14 protein-coding genes are annotated in these 15,195 nt (G+C 66.4%); 6 read left to right on the forward strand and 8 right to left on the reverse strand.

What is annotated here, in order from left to right; genetic code table 11:
* Positions 1–106 precede the first annotated feature (106 nt).
* The 3 genes from RIU96_RS09500 to rimP all read right to left on the reverse strand — a co-directional run bounded on the left by RIU96_RS09500 (position 107) and on the right by rimP (position 2,119).
* Positions 107–430, reverse strand: coding sequence for a YlxR family protein (locus tag RIU96_RS09500; protein ID WP_170228659.1), 324 nt, complete (start codon positions 428–430; stop codon positions 107–109).
* Positions 431–558: 128 nt separating this feature from the next.
* Positions 559–1,572, reverse strand: coding sequence for a transcription termination factor NusA (gene nusA, locus RIU96_RS09505; RefSeq protein ID WP_136651621.1), 1,014 nt, complete (start codon positions 1,570–1,572; stop codon positions 559–561).
* 10 nt (positions 1,573–1,582) lie between these two features.
* Positions 1,583–2,119, reverse strand: a complete 537-nt coding sequence (rimP, locus tag RIU96_RS09510; RefSeq protein ID WP_136651620.1) for a ribosome maturation factor RimP — start codon at positions 2,117–2,119, stop codon at positions 1,583–1,585.
* Between the two features lie 31 nt (positions 2,120–2,150).
* On the opposite strand from rimP, the gene RIU96_RS09515 reads away from it, so the two are divergent.
* Both RIU96_RS09515 and RIU96_RS09520 read left to right on the forward strand, forming a co-directional pair.
* Positions 2,151–2,960: a DUF4439 domain-containing protein gene (locus RIU96_RS09515; protein WP_246062662.1), complete on the forward strand. Its 810-nt coding sequence runs from the start codon at positions 2,151–2,153 to the stop codon at positions 2,958–2,960.
* A gap of 55 nt (positions 2,961–3,015) precedes the next feature.
* Positions 3,016–4,914, forward strand: coding sequence for an MMPL family transporter (locus tag RIU96_RS09520; protein ID WP_136651619.1), 1,899 nt, complete (start codon positions 3,016–3,018; stop codon positions 4,912–4,914).
* Here RIU96_RS09520 and RIU96_RS09525 read toward each other — a convergent pair.
* Positions 4,911–6,692, reverse strand: coding sequence for a proline--tRNA ligase (locus RIU96_RS09525; protein WP_136651618.1), 1,782 nt, complete (start codon positions 6,690–6,692; stop codon positions 4,911–4,913). The two genes, RIU96_RS09520 and RIU96_RS09525, sit on opposite strands and share 4 nt — an antisense overlap.
* A gap of 31 nt (positions 6,693–6,723) precedes the next feature.
* Here RIU96_RS09525 and RIU96_RS09530 point away from each other — a divergent pair, with 31 nt between their 5' ends.
* Positions 6,724–7,437 (forward strand): YaaA family protein, encoded by a 714-nt coding sequence (locus tag RIU96_RS09530; protein ID WP_136651617.1) that lies wholly within the window; start codon positions 6,724–6,726, stop codon positions 7,435–7,437.
* Here the strand turns inward: RIU96_RS09530 and RIU96_RS09535 are convergent.
* Positions 7,403–8,332: a putative endonuclease domain-containing protein gene (locus RIU96_RS09535; protein WP_136651616.1), complete on the reverse strand. Its 930-nt coding sequence runs from the start codon at positions 8,330–8,332 to the stop codon at positions 7,403–7,405. The genes RIU96_RS09530 and RIU96_RS09535 overlap by 35 nt on opposite strands.
* Positions 8,333–8,783: 451 nt before the next feature.
* On the opposite strand from RIU96_RS09535, the gene RIU96_RS09540 reads away from it, so the two are divergent.
* Both RIU96_RS09540 and RIU96_RS09545 read left to right on the forward strand, forming a co-directional pair.
* Positions 8,784–9,902, forward strand: coding sequence for an ATP-binding protein (locus tag RIU96_RS09540; RefSeq protein WP_136651615.1), 1,119 nt, complete (start codon positions 8,784–8,786; stop codon positions 9,900–9,902).
* 110 nt (positions 9,903–10,012) lie between these two features.
* The gene (locus RIU96_RS09545; protein WP_136651614.1) at positions 10,013–10,657 is read left to right on the forward strand and encodes a DedA family protein; all 645 of its coding nucleotides are present in this window, start codon (positions 10,013–10,015) and stop codon (positions 10,655–10,657) included.
* On the opposite strand, the gene RIU96_RS09550 is transcribed toward RIU96_RS09545, so the two are convergent.
* Both RIU96_RS09550 and cobA read right to left on the reverse strand, forming a co-directional pair.
* Positions 10,654–11,610 carry a class I SAM-dependent methyltransferase gene (locus RIU96_RS09550; protein ID WP_136651613.1) on the reverse strand — a complete coding sequence of 319 codons (957 nt, stop codon included), beginning with the start codon at positions 11,608–11,610 and terminating at the stop codon, positions 10,654–10,656. The genes RIU96_RS09545 and RIU96_RS09550 overlap by 4 nt on opposite strands.
* Positions 11,597–12,334: a uroporphyrinogen-III C-methyltransferase gene (gene cobA, locus RIU96_RS09555; protein WP_144318147.1), complete on the reverse strand. Its 738-nt coding sequence runs from the start codon at positions 12,332–12,334 to the stop codon at positions 11,597–11,599. Before cobA ends, RIU96_RS09550 begins: the two co-directional genes overlap by 14 nt.
* A gap of 24 nt (positions 12,335–12,358) precedes the next feature.
* Between cobA and RIU96_RS09560 the strand changes: the two genes are divergently transcribed.
* Positions 12,359–13,564, forward strand: a complete 1,206-nt coding sequence (locus RIU96_RS09560; protein ID WP_144689094.1) for a protein adenylyltransferase SelO family protein — start codon at positions 12,359–12,361, stop codon at positions 13,562–13,564.
* Here the strand turns inward: RIU96_RS09560 and mqo are convergent.
* On the reverse strand, positions 13,561–15,069 hold the full coding sequence (gene mqo, locus RIU96_RS09565; protein ID WP_144689095.1) for a malate dehydrogenase (quinone): 1,509 nt from the start codon (positions 15,067–15,069) through the stop codon (positions 13,561–13,563). The two genes, RIU96_RS09560 and mqo, sit on opposite strands and share 4 nt — an antisense overlap.
* Between the last annotated feature and the right edge of the window lie 126 nt (positions 15,070–15,195).

The following is a 15,195-nucleotide window of genomic DNA, read 5'->3' on the forward strand; positions in this document are numbered from 1 at the left end:
TTATTTCTAGGAGCCAGTGCCGGTGCGCCATCGAAATGGCGGCTACTGACCCCTAGAGGTTGTCATCGACTTTCATCGCTGATGCTGCTTCATGGTTGCGTACTCATCAGTGTTCGGTCTTCCTATCCTTATGTGGGTCGTTCGCGCGATCCGCGAGGTACGTCCTTACATGACCTAAATCCACGGGTGTGGACACGCGCAGGGCTCGGGCGAATGCCTTTCGCCTCTCCGCGAGCTCGAATGCATCCAGTGTTGGGGTGATCCACGCTCCCCTTCCGGGGAGCGTCGCGGTCGGATCCGCCAGGATCCGGCCGGACCCGTTCGGGTCGGCCACCACGCGGAGCAGTTCGGTGCGGGGACGTGCCCCGCGCGTTGCGATGCAGGTGCGGATGGGCGTCGTGCGCTGCTTCTCGCGTGCGCCTTGCATCATCCTCGCCTTGTCCTCACTTCCGGTGTGCCCGCAACTGGTGTGCGGTTTTAAGCCGTAGTCAACTTTACGCCACAGCGGGCGAAAATAGTACTTACACCCGCTACGCAGGTTTTCGCGCGTGAAGCGAACTAGGCCTGCGAGGCGTCGGCCGCGTCGGAGTGGATGTCGATCTTCCACCCGGTCAGGCGCGCGGCCAGGCGCGCGTTTTGGCCTTCCTTGCCGATCGCCAGCGAGAGCTGGTAGTCCGGCACCGTCACCCGCGCGGCCTGGCCCTCGAGGTCGAGCACCTCGACGCGCACGACCTTCGACGGCGCGAGAGAGTTGCCGACGTATTTCGCCGGGTCCGCGGAGTAGTCGATGATGTCGATCTTCTCCCCGCCGAGCTGCTGCATGATGTTGGTCACGCGCGCGCCGCGCGGCCCGATGCAGGCGCCCTTGGCGTTAACGCCCTTGACCTTGGCCTGGACGGCCACCTTGGAGCGGTGCCCCGCCTCGCGGGCAATCGCGACGATCTCGACGGTGCCATCGGCGACCTCAGGAACCTCGAGCGCGAATAGGCCGCGCACGAGTTCCGGGTGGGTCCGAGACAGGTTGACCTGGACCTTCTGCTCACCCTTGTTCACACCCACGACGAACGCCTTGATGCGGTCGCCGTGCTTGAGCTTCTCGCCCGGAATCTGCTCCGCCGGCAGCAGGATGCCGTCCTGCGGGTCGGCCTCCGTGCCGAGCTCGACGACGATCAGGCCGCGCGCCTCAGCGTTCGCATCGCGCTGGACGACGCCCGAGACAACCTGTCCCTCAAACTCGGAGTACTCGGTGAAGGCGCGGCCCGCCTCCGCCTCGCGCACGCGCTTTTTAATGGCGTCGAGCACCGTGGGCGCGCCGATGCGCGAGAAGTTCACGGGGGTGTCGTCGTACTCGGAGATCACCGCGCCTTCATCGTCTACCTCGCTGACCAGCACGGAGACGTCACCGGTGTCGGCGTCGATCTCGACTCGGGCCTTCTGCCCCTCGGCCGGCGGGGTCTCGCGGTAGTCGCGGTACGCCCATAGCAGGGCCCTGGCGATGGTTTCGAGCAAGTCGTCACGGTCGATGCCGTGCTCGACGGAAATTACCTTCAGGGCGTTGAGGTCAATATTCACTTGTTACCTTTCAGTTGGCCGCGCGTTCAGCGGCCTGGTCGAACGAGAGCTCCGCCAGCTCGTTCTGCGCGGCGGGCGGTGTGTTGAATTCAATTTCTACCACCGCAGGTGCCAATCCCGAAACCGGGCGCACCTCGGGCCGCGGCTGTTTCTGCGCGGTGGGAATGAGCACGACGTTCTCTTCCGCCGCGTCGAGCGCACCGATTCGGAACTTCTCCTCGCCGACGGCGACGAGGCGGCCGCGGTTGCGGCGCCAGTGGCGCGGCTCGGTCAGCGGCAGGTCGACACCGGGGGTGGTCACCTCGAGGGTGTAGCCAGCGCCGAAGTTGATCTCCCCTGCGTTCTCGCGGGCGTCGAAAAGCTCGCTGAGCTCGTTGCTGACTACCTCAAGCTCGTCGAGGGTGGGGTGCGCGTCCGAGTCAAGCGCGATAACAACCTGTGACTTCTTCCCGGCGGCGACTGTGCGCACCTTCTCCACGTCCATCCCGTACGCCGCGGCGATGGGCTCAATCATCCTGGTCAGTTCGTCGACTCCTGGAAATGCCATGCGCTCTAGCCTATCGTGTAGCGTTTTCGGGGTGAAAAGACTGCTCGTGATACTGCCGGCCGCCGTGCTGCTGACGTCGTGCACCGTCATGGACATCGTCGGACCGCGCGCGAACGGCGAGATCATGACGCTGGCACGGCAGGCGAGCGCGGATCAGTTTTCGCTCGACGACGCCGCCGCGGCCGAACTGCGCGCAACCCAGTCTTCCCAGCTAGTCGCCGAAGCGCAGCGGCTGTGCGGCACCGATGACGCTGGCAACCCGCCGTCGTCCTGCGACGTGAGCTTCGGGGACACCGATCTTCCCGCCGGCGCCGCGGACGTCGAAGCGATGATTGATCAGGTCCGCGCCGCAACCGTGACGGCGGCGGGAAAGGTCCCGGAGGATTCGGTTGACCTGGTTGTTTCCCAGGCCATCGACACCGTCGCCATCGCGCCCGTCGAGCTCGAGGGCATCGCGCTTGACGACGCCCCAGCGGCCGACCTCGACTCCGCCCGCGACATGCTGCGCCGTGAGTACGCGCTCGAGTACGGCATTGGGCTCGCCACCGCCTGGGCCGACGACGCGCTCCTCGCGCGTATCGACGCTCTGCGCAGCGCCTCCGACGCCCGCCGCGAAGCCCTGACCGCCGCCCTGGAGCCCACCGGCGACGTGCCGCAGCCGCTCGCGGGCTACGAATTCGCCGAAGGCGGCACCCCCACCGACCCCGCATCCGCTGCTGAGCTGGTGCAACGCCTTAACGCGGACTTGGTCACGCAGTGGCACCACGCGGCGGCGGGAGCGGACGACGCACAGTGGCGCGACGCCGCGATCAGGCTCGCGGCGCACGCCCAGCGCGCCTGAGGTGTCGTGACGATGTCGTAAAATACCGCAGGTGACACTACAACGTATAAAACACTTGCGATGGGTATCTCTCGCGATCATCGCCGTCGCGGCCTTCCTGATCAGCCTCGGGCCGATCGATTCGCCCAACTCGCCCACGGCCATGCTGCCGGACGGCTTCGACTCCACCGAGGTTGCCGCGCAACGCGCCGCAACTGAGGGCGAGGGCTCGGCGGCGGTCGTGCTGTTCACGGGCTTGAGCCCGGAGACTCTCCCGCAGCTTCAGGGCAAGGCTGAGGAAATCGGCGGGCCGTTAATCCCGAACGAATCCGTCGACGCGGCGATCGTCCCCGTCGAGGTCACCTCGGAGTCGCTCACCGACAACGTCGACGTGGTCGAATCCTTGCGGGCCACGGCCGCCGACGGCCTGCCCGAGGGCGTGGAGTCGCAGGTCACCGGCCCCGCTGCAATCGAGGCGGACCTGTCCGGTGTGTTCTCCGGCGCCAACGTCACCCTGCTCGCGGTTACCGCGATCATCGTCGCGGTGCTGCTGGTGTTTACCTACCGCTCCCCCATCTTGTGGATCATCCCGTTGCTCGTCATCGGCATCGCCGACCGCCTTGTCGCCACGACCTACCCCCGCGTCCTGGACGCCGTGGGCATGCAGTGGAACGAATCCACCGGCGGCATCCTCTCGGTGCTCGTCTTCGGCGCCGGAACCAACTACGCGCTGCTGCTGATCTCGCGCTACCGCGACGAGCTCACCCGCACCGAGAACCGGTTTGAGGCGATGTTCCGCGCCTGGAAGCCGACGGTAAGCACGATCGTCGCCTCGGCGGCCACAGTGGCCCTCGGCGTGCTGTGCCTGCTCCTTTCGCACACCCCCACCAACCGCGCGCTCGGCCTCTCCGCAGCGTTCGGCGTGGGCGTTGCGCTGTTCTTCGGGGCGTTCGTCCTACCCGGCATCCTCATCCTGTTCGGCAGGTGGATCTTCTGGCCGAAGACGCCGAAGGTCGGTGACACCACCGAGCACCGCGTGTTCGATGCGGTGGGGCGCCTCGTCTCGGCCCGGCCCGCCGCCGTGCTCGGGTCTTCGCTGGTCATCCTGGGCATCATGTGCGCTGGCGCGCTGCAGATCAGTACCGGGCTAACGCAGTCCGACCAGTTCATCGACACCCCCGAATCGATCACCGCGGCCGACGACCTCAGCGAGGCCTTCCCGAACATGTCGGCCACTCCCGCCATCGCGCTCACGTCTGAACCGGAGGCCGCGACGGCATCGCTCGAAGGCGCGGGTCTTAGCGTGATGGACTCGGGCAACGGGTCGCTGCAGGTCTCGGGCGGCGACACCGCGGAGATCCGCGATGCTCTCGCCGGCACCGACGCCAAGGTGGGCGGGCTCGACGCCGAACTCTACGATACCGAGCAGGCCGCTGCCGAGGACCGGATGATCATCTTCCCAGTCGTGTTGCTGCTGATCTTCGTCTCACTCATCTTTCTACTGCGCTCGGTCGTCGCCCCCGTGGTCATGACCGCCTCAGTACTGCTGACCAACGTCGCAGCCCTGGGCATCGGCTGGTGGGTTTCCCACTACATCTTCGGATTCGAGCGCTTCGATTCCACGACCCCGCTCTACGCGTTCGTGTTCCTCGTGGCCCTCGGCATCGACTACACCATCTTCCTGGTGACCCGAGCGCGCGAGGACTCCGCCGAGCTGGGCACGCGCCGCGGCATCCTCACCGCGCTGTCTACCACGGGCGGCGTGATCACCTCGGCCGGTATCTTGCTCGCGGCAGTCTTCGCCGCCCTCGGCGTGCTCCCCCTGGTCGCGCTCGCGCAGATCGGCATCGTGATCTGCCTGGGCGTGCTGCTCGATACCCTGATCGTGCGCAGCCTAATCGTGCCTTCGGTCGTCGAGCTGCTTGGCGACAAGTTCTGGTGGCCCGCGAAACCCGGGGCGCTCGCCGAGCGCTAGCCCGCGGCGACGAGCTCGCGGACCTTGGCCACGATGTCCGCGCTCGCCACCTCGAGGGTTTCGCCGCCGCGGATACGCAGCTCCACGATCCCGTCCGCAAACGAGCGCCCGAGGATGACGATGAACGGCATTCCGAGCAGCTCAGCGTCTTTGAACTTGACTCCCGGTGACATCTTGGGACGGTCGTCGAAAAGCACCTCGAGCCCAGCGGAATCGAGCTCGGCGGCGATGTCCTCGCCGGCCTGAAGGGCTGCGGCATCCTTGTTCGCCACCACCACGTGCACCTGGTACGGCGCGATGGCGACCGGCCAGACGAGGCCCTTGTCGTCGTGGCGCTGCTCGGCCACGACCGCCATCATGCGGGAAACGCCGATGCCGTAGGAGCCCATGGTGGGCACGGCGCGCTTACCGCCCTCGTCGAGGATCTGCACGTCCATCGCCTTGGTGTACTTGCGCCCGAGCTGGAAGATGTGCCCCAGCTCGATACCGCGCGCGAGCTTGACGGTGCCGTTGCCGGAGGGGGAAGGATCGCCCTCGCGCACCTCGGCGGCCTCCACGAAGCCGTCGACGACGAAGTCGCGGCCGGCAACCAGGCCGACGACGTGGCGCTCGTGCGCATCCGCACCGGCGATCCACGACGTGCCGTCGACCACGCGCGGGTCGGCGTAGACGGTGACCCCGTTGGCCGCCAGCGCGCGCGGGCCGACGTAGCCCTTGACCAGAAAGTCCGTGCGGGCGAAGTCTTCCTCGCTCGCCAGCTCGAAGGTCGCCGGGGCCAGGGAGGCCTCGAGGCGCTTCTCGTCAAGTTCGCGGTCTCCGGGGATCAGGATGCCGGTCAGGCGCGGGCCGACGGGGGCGCCATCGTCGTCAGTGAGGCGCGGGTCGTCGACCTTGAGCACCATGCACTTGAGCGTGTCGGCGGCGCTGACCTGCCTGCCCTCAACGGTCACGCCCTGGGCGTTGGCCCACGCGACGAGCGCGTCGATCGTTTCGGCCCGCGGGGTGTCGTGCTCGACCGCGTCCGGCAGCCCCTCGACCGGCTGCGGCTCGGGCGCGACGGTCACCACGGCTTCGACGTTCGCGGCGTAGTCGCCGGCCGACGAGATGACGAACGTGTCCTCACCGTTGTCGGAGTACGCCAGGAACTCCTCGGAGGCGGAGCCGCCCATCGCGCCGGAGGTCGCCTTGCAGATCTCGTAGCGGATCCCGACGCGGTCGAAGACGCGCTGGTAGGTGGCGCGGTGCTTGGCGTAGGACTCTTCAAGCCCCGCGTCGGCCATGTCGAAGGAGTAGGAGTCCTTCATCACGAACTCGCGTCCACGCAGGATGCCGGCGCGCGGGCGTGCCTCGTCGCGGTACTTCGTCTGGATTTGGTACAGCGTGACCGGGAAGTCCTTGTAGGAGGAGAACATGGATTTCACCGCGGAGGTGAACATCTCTTCGTGCGTCGGGCCGAGCAGCATGTCCGCGCCTTTGCGGTCTTTGAGGCGGAACAGGTCGTCGCCGTATTCGGTCCAGCGGTTGGTCAGCTCGTAGGGCTCGCGCGGCAAAAGCGCGGGAAATAGCAGCTCCTGGGCGCCCATTGCGTCCATTTCCTCGCGCACGACGGTCTCAATCTTGCGCAGCGTGCGCAACCCCAGCGGCAGCCAGGAGTACACGCCTGGCGCGGCTCGGCGGACGTAACCGGCGCGCACCAGCAGCTTGTGGCTGGGCACCTCGGCATCGGCCGGGTCTTCGCGCAGGGTGCGCAGGAAAAGCGAGCTTAGGCGTGTGATCATGCGCAACATCTTATCCCCTAGTCTGTTGTGCATGCTGATCGTGTTGCCCCCTTCCGAAACCAAGGCCCCCGGCGGCTCCCCATCACCCATGAGCCTGTCGTTCCCCGCCCTCGATCCCGTGCGCAGCTCGCTTCTCGACGACCTTTCCACGCTGCCCCTGCCAGCAATGATGTCGGCCCTGAAACTGCCCGAGTCCAAAGCCGACGAGGCCGCGGACAACCAGCGGTTGCGCACCGCGCCCGTCATGCCCGCGCTGCTGCGCTACACGGGCGTGCTTTACGACGCCCTCGACCCCGCCACCCTGCCTAAAGAGGCGTGGTCGCGCCTCGCTATCGCCTCCGCCCTGTTCGGCCTGGTGCGCGCCGACGACCTGATCCCGCGCTACCGCCTCTCGGGAGGCTCCAAACTGCCGGCTGCCGACGGCACCGTGCCGACGATGAAGGCGCGCTGGGGGGCGTCGATAAGCGACGTGCTCTCGGGGCTGGGCTTCATCGTGGACATGCGCTCCGGGGCGTACCTGTCGCTCGGGCCCGTGCCCTTTGCGGTGACGGTGCGTGTGGAAACGGAGGTCGACGGGCAGCGCAAGGTGGTCAGCCACTTCAACAAGCGTTACAAGGGCGAGCTGGCGCGCGTGCTTGCGCTGGGGCCGGACGTCTCCTCCGCCGATGGGGTTGCGGAGGTGGCGCGTGACGCGGGGTGGACCGTGGAGGTCAACGGTGAGCAAGTGACGCTGGTGGTTGACTGAGCCCGCAGGCCAGCTTGACCTCGGCCACGAACTGGTCGCCGTAACGGATGAGGGCCGTGGGGCTGTAGCGGCGCATGTGGTAGCCGCTGTTGAGCAGATCCTTATCGCGCGCCCGCTCCTTTCTCAGCATGTCATCCGTGCGACCGTACGTTGTCCCGTCGTACTTGACCTCGCCGTCGATCTCCACGACGACCCTTTGCCCGATGAGCAGGTCGACCTCGTAGTGGCCGAGCTTCACGTTGACGCGGATCGGCCCGATCCCCGCATCGATGAGCAGCGCGCGGGCGTAGCTTTCGTACGGTGAGCGCACGTTGTCGATTGCGTGGGCAAACGCGCGCCGCACCACGCCGATCCCCTTGCGCCTGCCGAGCTTGCGGATCTCGAACGCAATATTGGCCCGCGGATGCCTGCCCAGCAGCCAATCCATGGCCACGAGGCCCTCGCGGAACCCGTGGCGCAGCGCGATATCGATACCCGTGCGGATCTCCGACGTCACCCGCACCCCGTCGACCTGCGTGAGCTCGTCGCCCCGGTACGCCCCGCTAAGGTAGGTGCACCCGCGCGGCCAGTTGCTATTCGACGGCCGCCTCCCCGTCGCCGGCACCAACTCGATCGCCTCGGGCGTCGTCGCGATCACGGGCATCCCGTGGATACGCGCTGCGGACCGCCCACCCAGTGCCGCCTTTCTCACCGTCTTGCCGACGGCCCACGCACGCAGCCACTCCTTCTCGTACCGTTTCAGCTCGCCGAGGATGGAACGGTGGCACACGAACCGCGCCGAGACCGGGACCAGCTCCTCTGCAGCGAGGGCTCGGAGGAACTCGTGGTCGTTATTCTTGGCGCCGCAGGTGTCGACGAGGCATTTCACCAGGCGGAGCTTGCGCTGTATGTCCATGCGGGCAGCATTACCCAGATTTCTGGCCCCCGCTTTGGGGTGTTGTTTGGCTGTGGATAACCCGGGACTTCTCCACAGATTCGCGGCGTTGTCGGGGTCTGGGGGAACCTTGCCGTTAGTTGGGCTCGGTTGGTCTAGTGCACTGCTTGGTTTGGACTGCGCGTTTTTGGCGTCTGGGGGGCGACGGCAGGCTTGCGGGGGCTGCTGCGCAGTTTGGACTACGCGTTTTGGGGCTGTGGCCGACTTGCGACCTGGGCTTTTGTTCTCGGGTTCTGCCAAACTGCGCAGTCCCGGTAGCGGGCCGCCGGGAGGCTTGCCGGGGCTACCGCACAATTTGGACTGCGCAATATAGCGCCCCAGCCAACCAGCAACCACCCCAACCACCCCCCGAATTTATCAATTTATCAACAACGGCCAATTATCAATTTATCAATCATGTAGGATTGCACCCATGCCAAACCCCTTCCGCCCCACATTCGGCGCGAGCCCGCGCGTCTGGGCTGGTCGCGAAGCCGTGATCGACGAGTTCGGCCGCGCGCTAAAGAACGGCCCCGGCGACCCGCACCGCAGTGTCATCATCTCCGGTTCCAGGGGAATCGGCAAGACGGTGCTGCTCACGGAGCTCGAGGACATCGCGAAGGAGCAAGGCTGGATCGTCGTGCGCGCCTCGGGCCGCGAGGGCATGGCGGAAACGCTGACCAATTCCGCGATCCCGGAGACCATTGAGCAGCTCGAGCCCCAGGGCGACCGCAAGCTCACCGGGTTCAACATCGCCGGCGTCGGCGGTGTGCGCAGCGAACTGTTGGAGAACGACACCACCCCGCGCCTTGTCACCCGTCTGCACGAGCTGCTTAGCAAGCTGCGCGGAACAGGTGTGCTAATCACCATCGACGAAGTCCAGGACGCCAACCCGGCGGAACTGACCCAGATCGCGGTTGCTTACCAGGACCTCGTGCGCGACGACGCGGAGATCGCCCTCGCCATGGCCGGGCTCACCCAGGGCGTCAACCGGCTACTCGACCTGCCCGGCGCGACATTCCTTCGCCGCGCGCGCCACTACGAGCTCGGCCCGCTCACGCTTGACGACGCCACCACCACCCTCCTCGACACCGCCCGCCACGCCGGGCGCGAGTTCAACATCGACGCCGCCCACACCGCAAGCCGGATCACGCAGGGCTACCCCTACCTCGTTCAGCTCGTCGGCTACCTCGCGTGGGAGGCACAACCGACCGGGCCGATCAGCCTGGACGCCGTCGAGGCGGTGCGCGAGGAGGCCATCGGCCGGCTTGGCACGCAGGTGCACCAGCCGTCGCTTCGCGACGTCCCCCCGCGGCAGCGTGAGTACCTCGACGCCATGGCGCACATTGAAGCCCAGACAGGCCGGTCGGAGATTTCTGCGAAGGATTTGGCGGTGGCGTTGGACAAGCCGTCGACAAGCTTGTCCGATACTCGCGGGAAGCTCATCGAGCGAGACCTGATTCTGCCCGCGGGGTGGGGCGAGGTGACATTCGCGCAGCCGTATTTGGGCGACTACCTGCGCAACCAGAACAAGCCACGGCGGATCAGCTAACGGGAGACTCCGCGCGACGCACCGCAGGCAGGTCAACTAACCCGAAATTGCTATGGAACCTCAACGCTTGGACCGCATTTCGATGAAGTTGGGCGATTGATGTTCCGGAAATGCTGACGCTTTCGCTCTTGGGCACGCTGTTTGGGACGAACACGGTCCTCAATGGCTACGGGCCATATGTGCTCGTGGGACTCGGTCTCGTGGTTTTCATCGAGTCCGGAGTGCTCTTTCCATTCCTCCCCTGCGACTCACTGCTGGTTGCGGTCGCAGCTCTCAAAGACAGCTTGGGGCTGTACGCGTGGGAGATTATCGCGACGGCAATCGTCGCGGCGATCCTCGGCGACCAAGTGGGGTTCTATCTGGGCAGGCGGTTCGGCAGGAAGTTGTTCTCTGACAACGCGCGCATCCTGCGCACCGACCGCCTCCAAGCTGCGGAAGACTTCTTCCGTCGACGAGGCCCCTTCGCTTTGGTCCTGGGCCGCTTTGTTCCTATCGTTCGTACTTTCGTGCCGTTCGCGGCGGGCACTGCTCGCCTGTCGTATCCGCGGTTTGTGGGCTGGAACGTCGCGGGAGCCGTCTTCTGGGTTGTTCTCATGGTGTCCGTGGGCGTTTTCTTCGGCGACATTTCCGGGCTCGCGCACTCCATCGACTTCGTGATTATCGCCGTATCGGCCATCTCCATCCTGCCCGTACTCGTTGGAGTGGCCAAGAAATGGCGCCGGGAAAAGGCTTATCAGCCTTCGCGCGTGAGCTAGGCCCCCGCCCGCAGCACCGTGTACCGCGCGTCCCGAGCCACCTGCTCGACGAAACCGAAGCGCCGCTCCACCTCGCCGCGGTAGCGCAGGTGGGAGTTATGCACGAGGTAGAGCGACCCGCCGGGTGCGAGAAGCCGTACAGAGGCGTCGAGCAGGTGGTTGACCAGCGTGGCATCCACGGTGGTGCCGTCGTGAAACGGCGGGTTGAGCGCGATGGTGTCGAAGCTGGCGTCGTCAAACCCCGAGCCTGCATCGTCCCACGTGGCGTTGAGCCCGTTCGCGCGGGCGGACAGCACGGCGTCGGCGTCCGAATCGGTGCCCATCACCGCGCCGGACAGGCCCCGCGAAACGGACCCGTTGCCGCAGCCGAGGTCGAGGTATCGGCCCAGGTCCGCCGGCAGCGACGACCGCAGCAGCTCACCGCCGGGGTCGGGTTTCGCCCCAGAGAAGACGCCGCCAATGGCGACTAGGCCGTCGCCACGCACGGGCTCGTAGCCCACCGGCTTCGGTCCCGAGGCGACAAGGCAGCGGAACTTCCCGCGCCCGCGGGAGGCGGCGACGTCGTCGAAGGACTCGGCCAGCACGCTGTTCATCGAGCGCGCCAAGTGCTTGTTGTTGGCCCCGAGCACCATCTGAACTTGAGAGAACTCCGCGCCGGCGATGGAGCGCGCGAGATAGTCGAGCCGCCCGAGGGATTTGGGCATCTCACCGACAGCCACAGCGCTGCCGGTAGACCCCGCGAGGTAGGAATCGAGGCGCTGCTCCCCCGCCACATCCGCCCCGGCGTCGGCGGCCGCGCGGCACCGCGAAAAGTCCGAGTCCACAAACACCACGCGCTTGCCGGTGCCCACGGCTGCCGCGAGCAGGTCACCGGTGGGGTCGTTGCAGATCAGGATCGTGTCCGCGTCGCCGACCGTCGCGAGCGACCAGATCAGGCTATCAAGGCTGCGCAAGGCCCGCGACCTCCCCGATGATGTAGACGGCCGGCGCCGCCACCGCGTTGGAGGCCATCACGCTGGCCAGCTCGGAGAGCTCGCAGTAGAACGCGCGCTGGGAGGCGGTTTCGCCCTCCTGGATTACGGCGGCGGGCGTGGTGGGCGCAAGGCCCGCGTCTACCAGAGCCGAGCAGATCTCCGGCGCGTGGCGCACCCCCATGATGACCACGATCGTGCCGCCGACGCGCGCCAGCGCCTCCCAGTCCACCAGCGACTTCGGGTTCGAGGGCGCGAGGTGGCCGGACACGACGGTAAACGCGTGGGTCATTCCCCGCTGCGTCACGGGGATCCCCGCGGCCGCGGGCACGGAGATTGCACTCGTGACCCCCGGCACGACCGTGCAGCTCACGCCCGCCGCAGCGCAGGCTGCGAGCTCCTCGAAGCCGCGGCCGAAGACGTAGGGGTCGCCGCCTTTGAGGCGGACCACACGGCGCCCCGCCAGCGCGTGGTGGACGATCAGTTCGTTGATGCGCTCTTGGGCGACTTGTTTGCCGTAGGGCAGCTTGGAGACGTCGATAAGCTCCTTGCTCGAAATGTTCAGAAAATCGCCGAGCTGGGAGGCGGGGCCGAGATGATCGGTGAGGATGACGTCGGCCGCTTCCAGCGCGCGCAGCCCGCGCACCGTCAGCAGGTCCCAGTCGCCCGGCCCCCCGCCGACGAGGGTGACTTCTCCGTAACTCATGGCCTCCAAGTCTAGGGTGGGGTCATGTCCGCTCCCACTCTCGCCCACACCTTCGCCGAATCTTTGCCCGAGATGGCGGTGCCCGCCCGCGCCGCCGACTTCCCCGATCCGCAGGTGGTGGTGCTCAACGACCCGCTCGCCCGCGAGCTTGGGCTCGACCCCGAGTGGCTGCGCGCGCCGGAAGGCACCGCCTGGCTCGCGGGATCCGCCGGCGGCCACGCGACCGCGTACGCGGGCCACCAGTTCGGCCAGTTCGTGGGCCTGCTTGGCGACGGCCGCGCCCTGCTACTCGGCGACATCGATCGCCGCGAGATCCAGCTCAAGGGCTCCGGCCTCACCCCGTTTAGCCGACCGGGCTCCGACGGCGTCGGCGCGATTGGGCCCATGCTGCGCGAGTACGCGGTCAGTGAGTTCATGCACGCGGTCGGGGTGCCGTCGACACGCTCGCTCGCAGTTCTAAGCACCGGCGAGCGCGTGCTGCGCCAGCAGGGCTACGTCCCGGGCGGCATCGTCGTGCGCGTCGCCAACTCGCACTTGCGGGTCGGTTCCGTGCAGTACGCAGCCACCCAGTCCGAGGAGCTCACCGCGAAAGTCGTCGCAGCCGCGGGCTTTTCGACGCCCACCCAACTGCTCCGGGAGGTCATGGACCGCCAGCTCGAGCTGGTAGTGAAATGGATGCGCCTCGGCTTCGTGCACGGGGTGATGAACACCGACAACACCGCCCTGTCCGGCGAAACGATCGACTACGGCCCGTGCGCATTCACCGAGCGCTTCGACGCGTCCGCCAAGTTTTCCTCTATTGATGCAACCGGCCGCTACGCCTTTGGTAACCAGCCGAACATCATCGCCTGGAACCTCACCCGGCTCGCGGAAGCGCTATTGCCACTGATGGGCGAGGACGCCGCCCGCGAGATTTTGGGCAGCATCCAGCAGCGCTGGGACCACTTCTGGCAGCTCCACTTCGCGGGCGCCGAGGAAGGGATTGCCGCGGCGGAGGACATTACGCAGTTCAACCTCGAGCACGGGCTCGCGCACGGTCGCGCGCCGATTTTCATCCCGCGCAACCTGATGCTGCAGCGCGCCATCACCAGCGCCGAGCGCGACGGCGACTGTGGAGCGTATTTCGAGCTCCTGCGCGCAGTAACAGACCCCTTCAACCCTGCGGCTGGGCCGGAGTGGATGAAGGGGCCGGAAGGCGAGGAGCCTTTTGTGACCTACTGCGGGACTTAAACCGTCTGAGACTCGTCCAGCTTGAGGGCCTTCTGCGTCATCTCCCACTGGGAGGCGTAGGCCTGCTCGTCGCGCTTCAGCGAGGTGCCGTAGGTCGGGAACATCTCGTGCAGCTGATCCGACCAGTCGATCATGCGCTCGCCGAAGCAGCGCTCAAGCAGCTCGAGCATTGCCGCCGGGGTGATCGACGCGCCCGGGGAGGCGCCGAGGATGCCGGCGATGGTGCCATCCTGGTCGTTGACCAGTGCGGTACCGAACTCCAGCGAGCCGAAGCTCGGGGCTGGGGCGGGCTTGATCACCTGCACGCGCTGGCCAGCGACCACGGTGTCCCAGTCCTTGCCGTCGGCGGCCGGGACGTACTCGCGCAGCACCTCGATCCGGCCGTCGAAGTCCTTGAACACCTCCTCAACCAGGTATTTAACCAGGCCGAAGTTGGTAGCCGCGACACCCAGGTAGGACGGGATGTTGTCGGCACGGATCGACTTGAACAGGTCGAAGTAGGTGCCTTCCTTCAAGAACTTCGGGCTCCAGCCGCCGTAGGGGCCGAAGAGCAGGGACTGCTCGCCGTCGATCACGCGCAGGTCCAGGTGGGGCACGGACATCGGCGGGGCGCCGACCTTAGCCTGGCCGTACACCTTGGCCTGGTGCTGCGCAACGAGCTCGGGGTTGGTGGTGCGCAGCCACATGCCGGAGATGGGGAAGCCCGCGTAGCCCCGAACCTCGGGCACGCCAGCCTTACGCAGCAGGTCAAGCGCGTAGCCACCCGCGCCGACGAAGACGAAGCGTGCGCGCACGACCTGCTTGTCGCCGGTGTGCACGTTGCGCACGGAAACTTCCCAGAACTTGTCGACGCGCTTGAGGTTGAGCACCTCGTGGCCATAGCGGATCGCGGTGCCCTGCTTCTCAGCGTCGTCGAGGAACTGCTTGGTCAGCGCACCATAATTGATGTCGGTGCCAGCGTCGGTCCAGGAGATGGCGACGGGCTCGGCGTCGAAGTCACGGCCCTGAGCCATCAGCGGAAGTTTCTCGGCGAACTTTGCAGCGTCATCGGTGAACTGCATCTCCGGGAACATGTGGTTCGCCGACAAAATTTCGTAGCGGCGGCGCAGGTAGTCAACCTGGCTCTCACCCTGGCCGAAGGACACATGCGGCACCGGGTTGATGAAGTCGCTCGGGTCGGTCAACACACCCTCGCCGAGCTGGTGGGACCAGAACTGGCGCGAGAGCTGGAACTTCTCGTTGATCGCCATCGCCTTGGAGACGTCAATCTTGCCCTTTTTCTCGGGCGTGTAGTTCAACTCGCACAGGGCCGAGTGGCCGGTGCCAGCGTTGTTCAGCGCGTACGAGGACTCCTGCGCGGGCCCGTCGAGACGCTCGTAGACAACCTGGGACCAGCTCGGCTCGAGTTGGCGGAGCAGGGCTCCAAGGGTCGCACTCATAATTCCAGCACCGATGAGCAGGACATCAGTCTCATCGCTAAACCTTTTGTTGCCTTGTTCAGACATCCGTTCATCCTCTTCGATTGTGTCAGTGGGGCAGACTCGACGCGCTCTCACAATAATGTCCCGGAATTTCGGCAGCGCCCCGCGCCCAAGTAAACGAAATTCCGGCTTAAACCACTACCTTACGCT

It is taken from the genome of Corynebacterium sp. Z-1 (assembly GCF_031844665.1).
In the GTDB taxonomy this organism is placed as follows: Bacteria; Actinomycetota; Actinomycetes; order Mycobacteriales; family Mycobacteriaceae; genus Corynebacterium; species Corynebacterium sanguinis.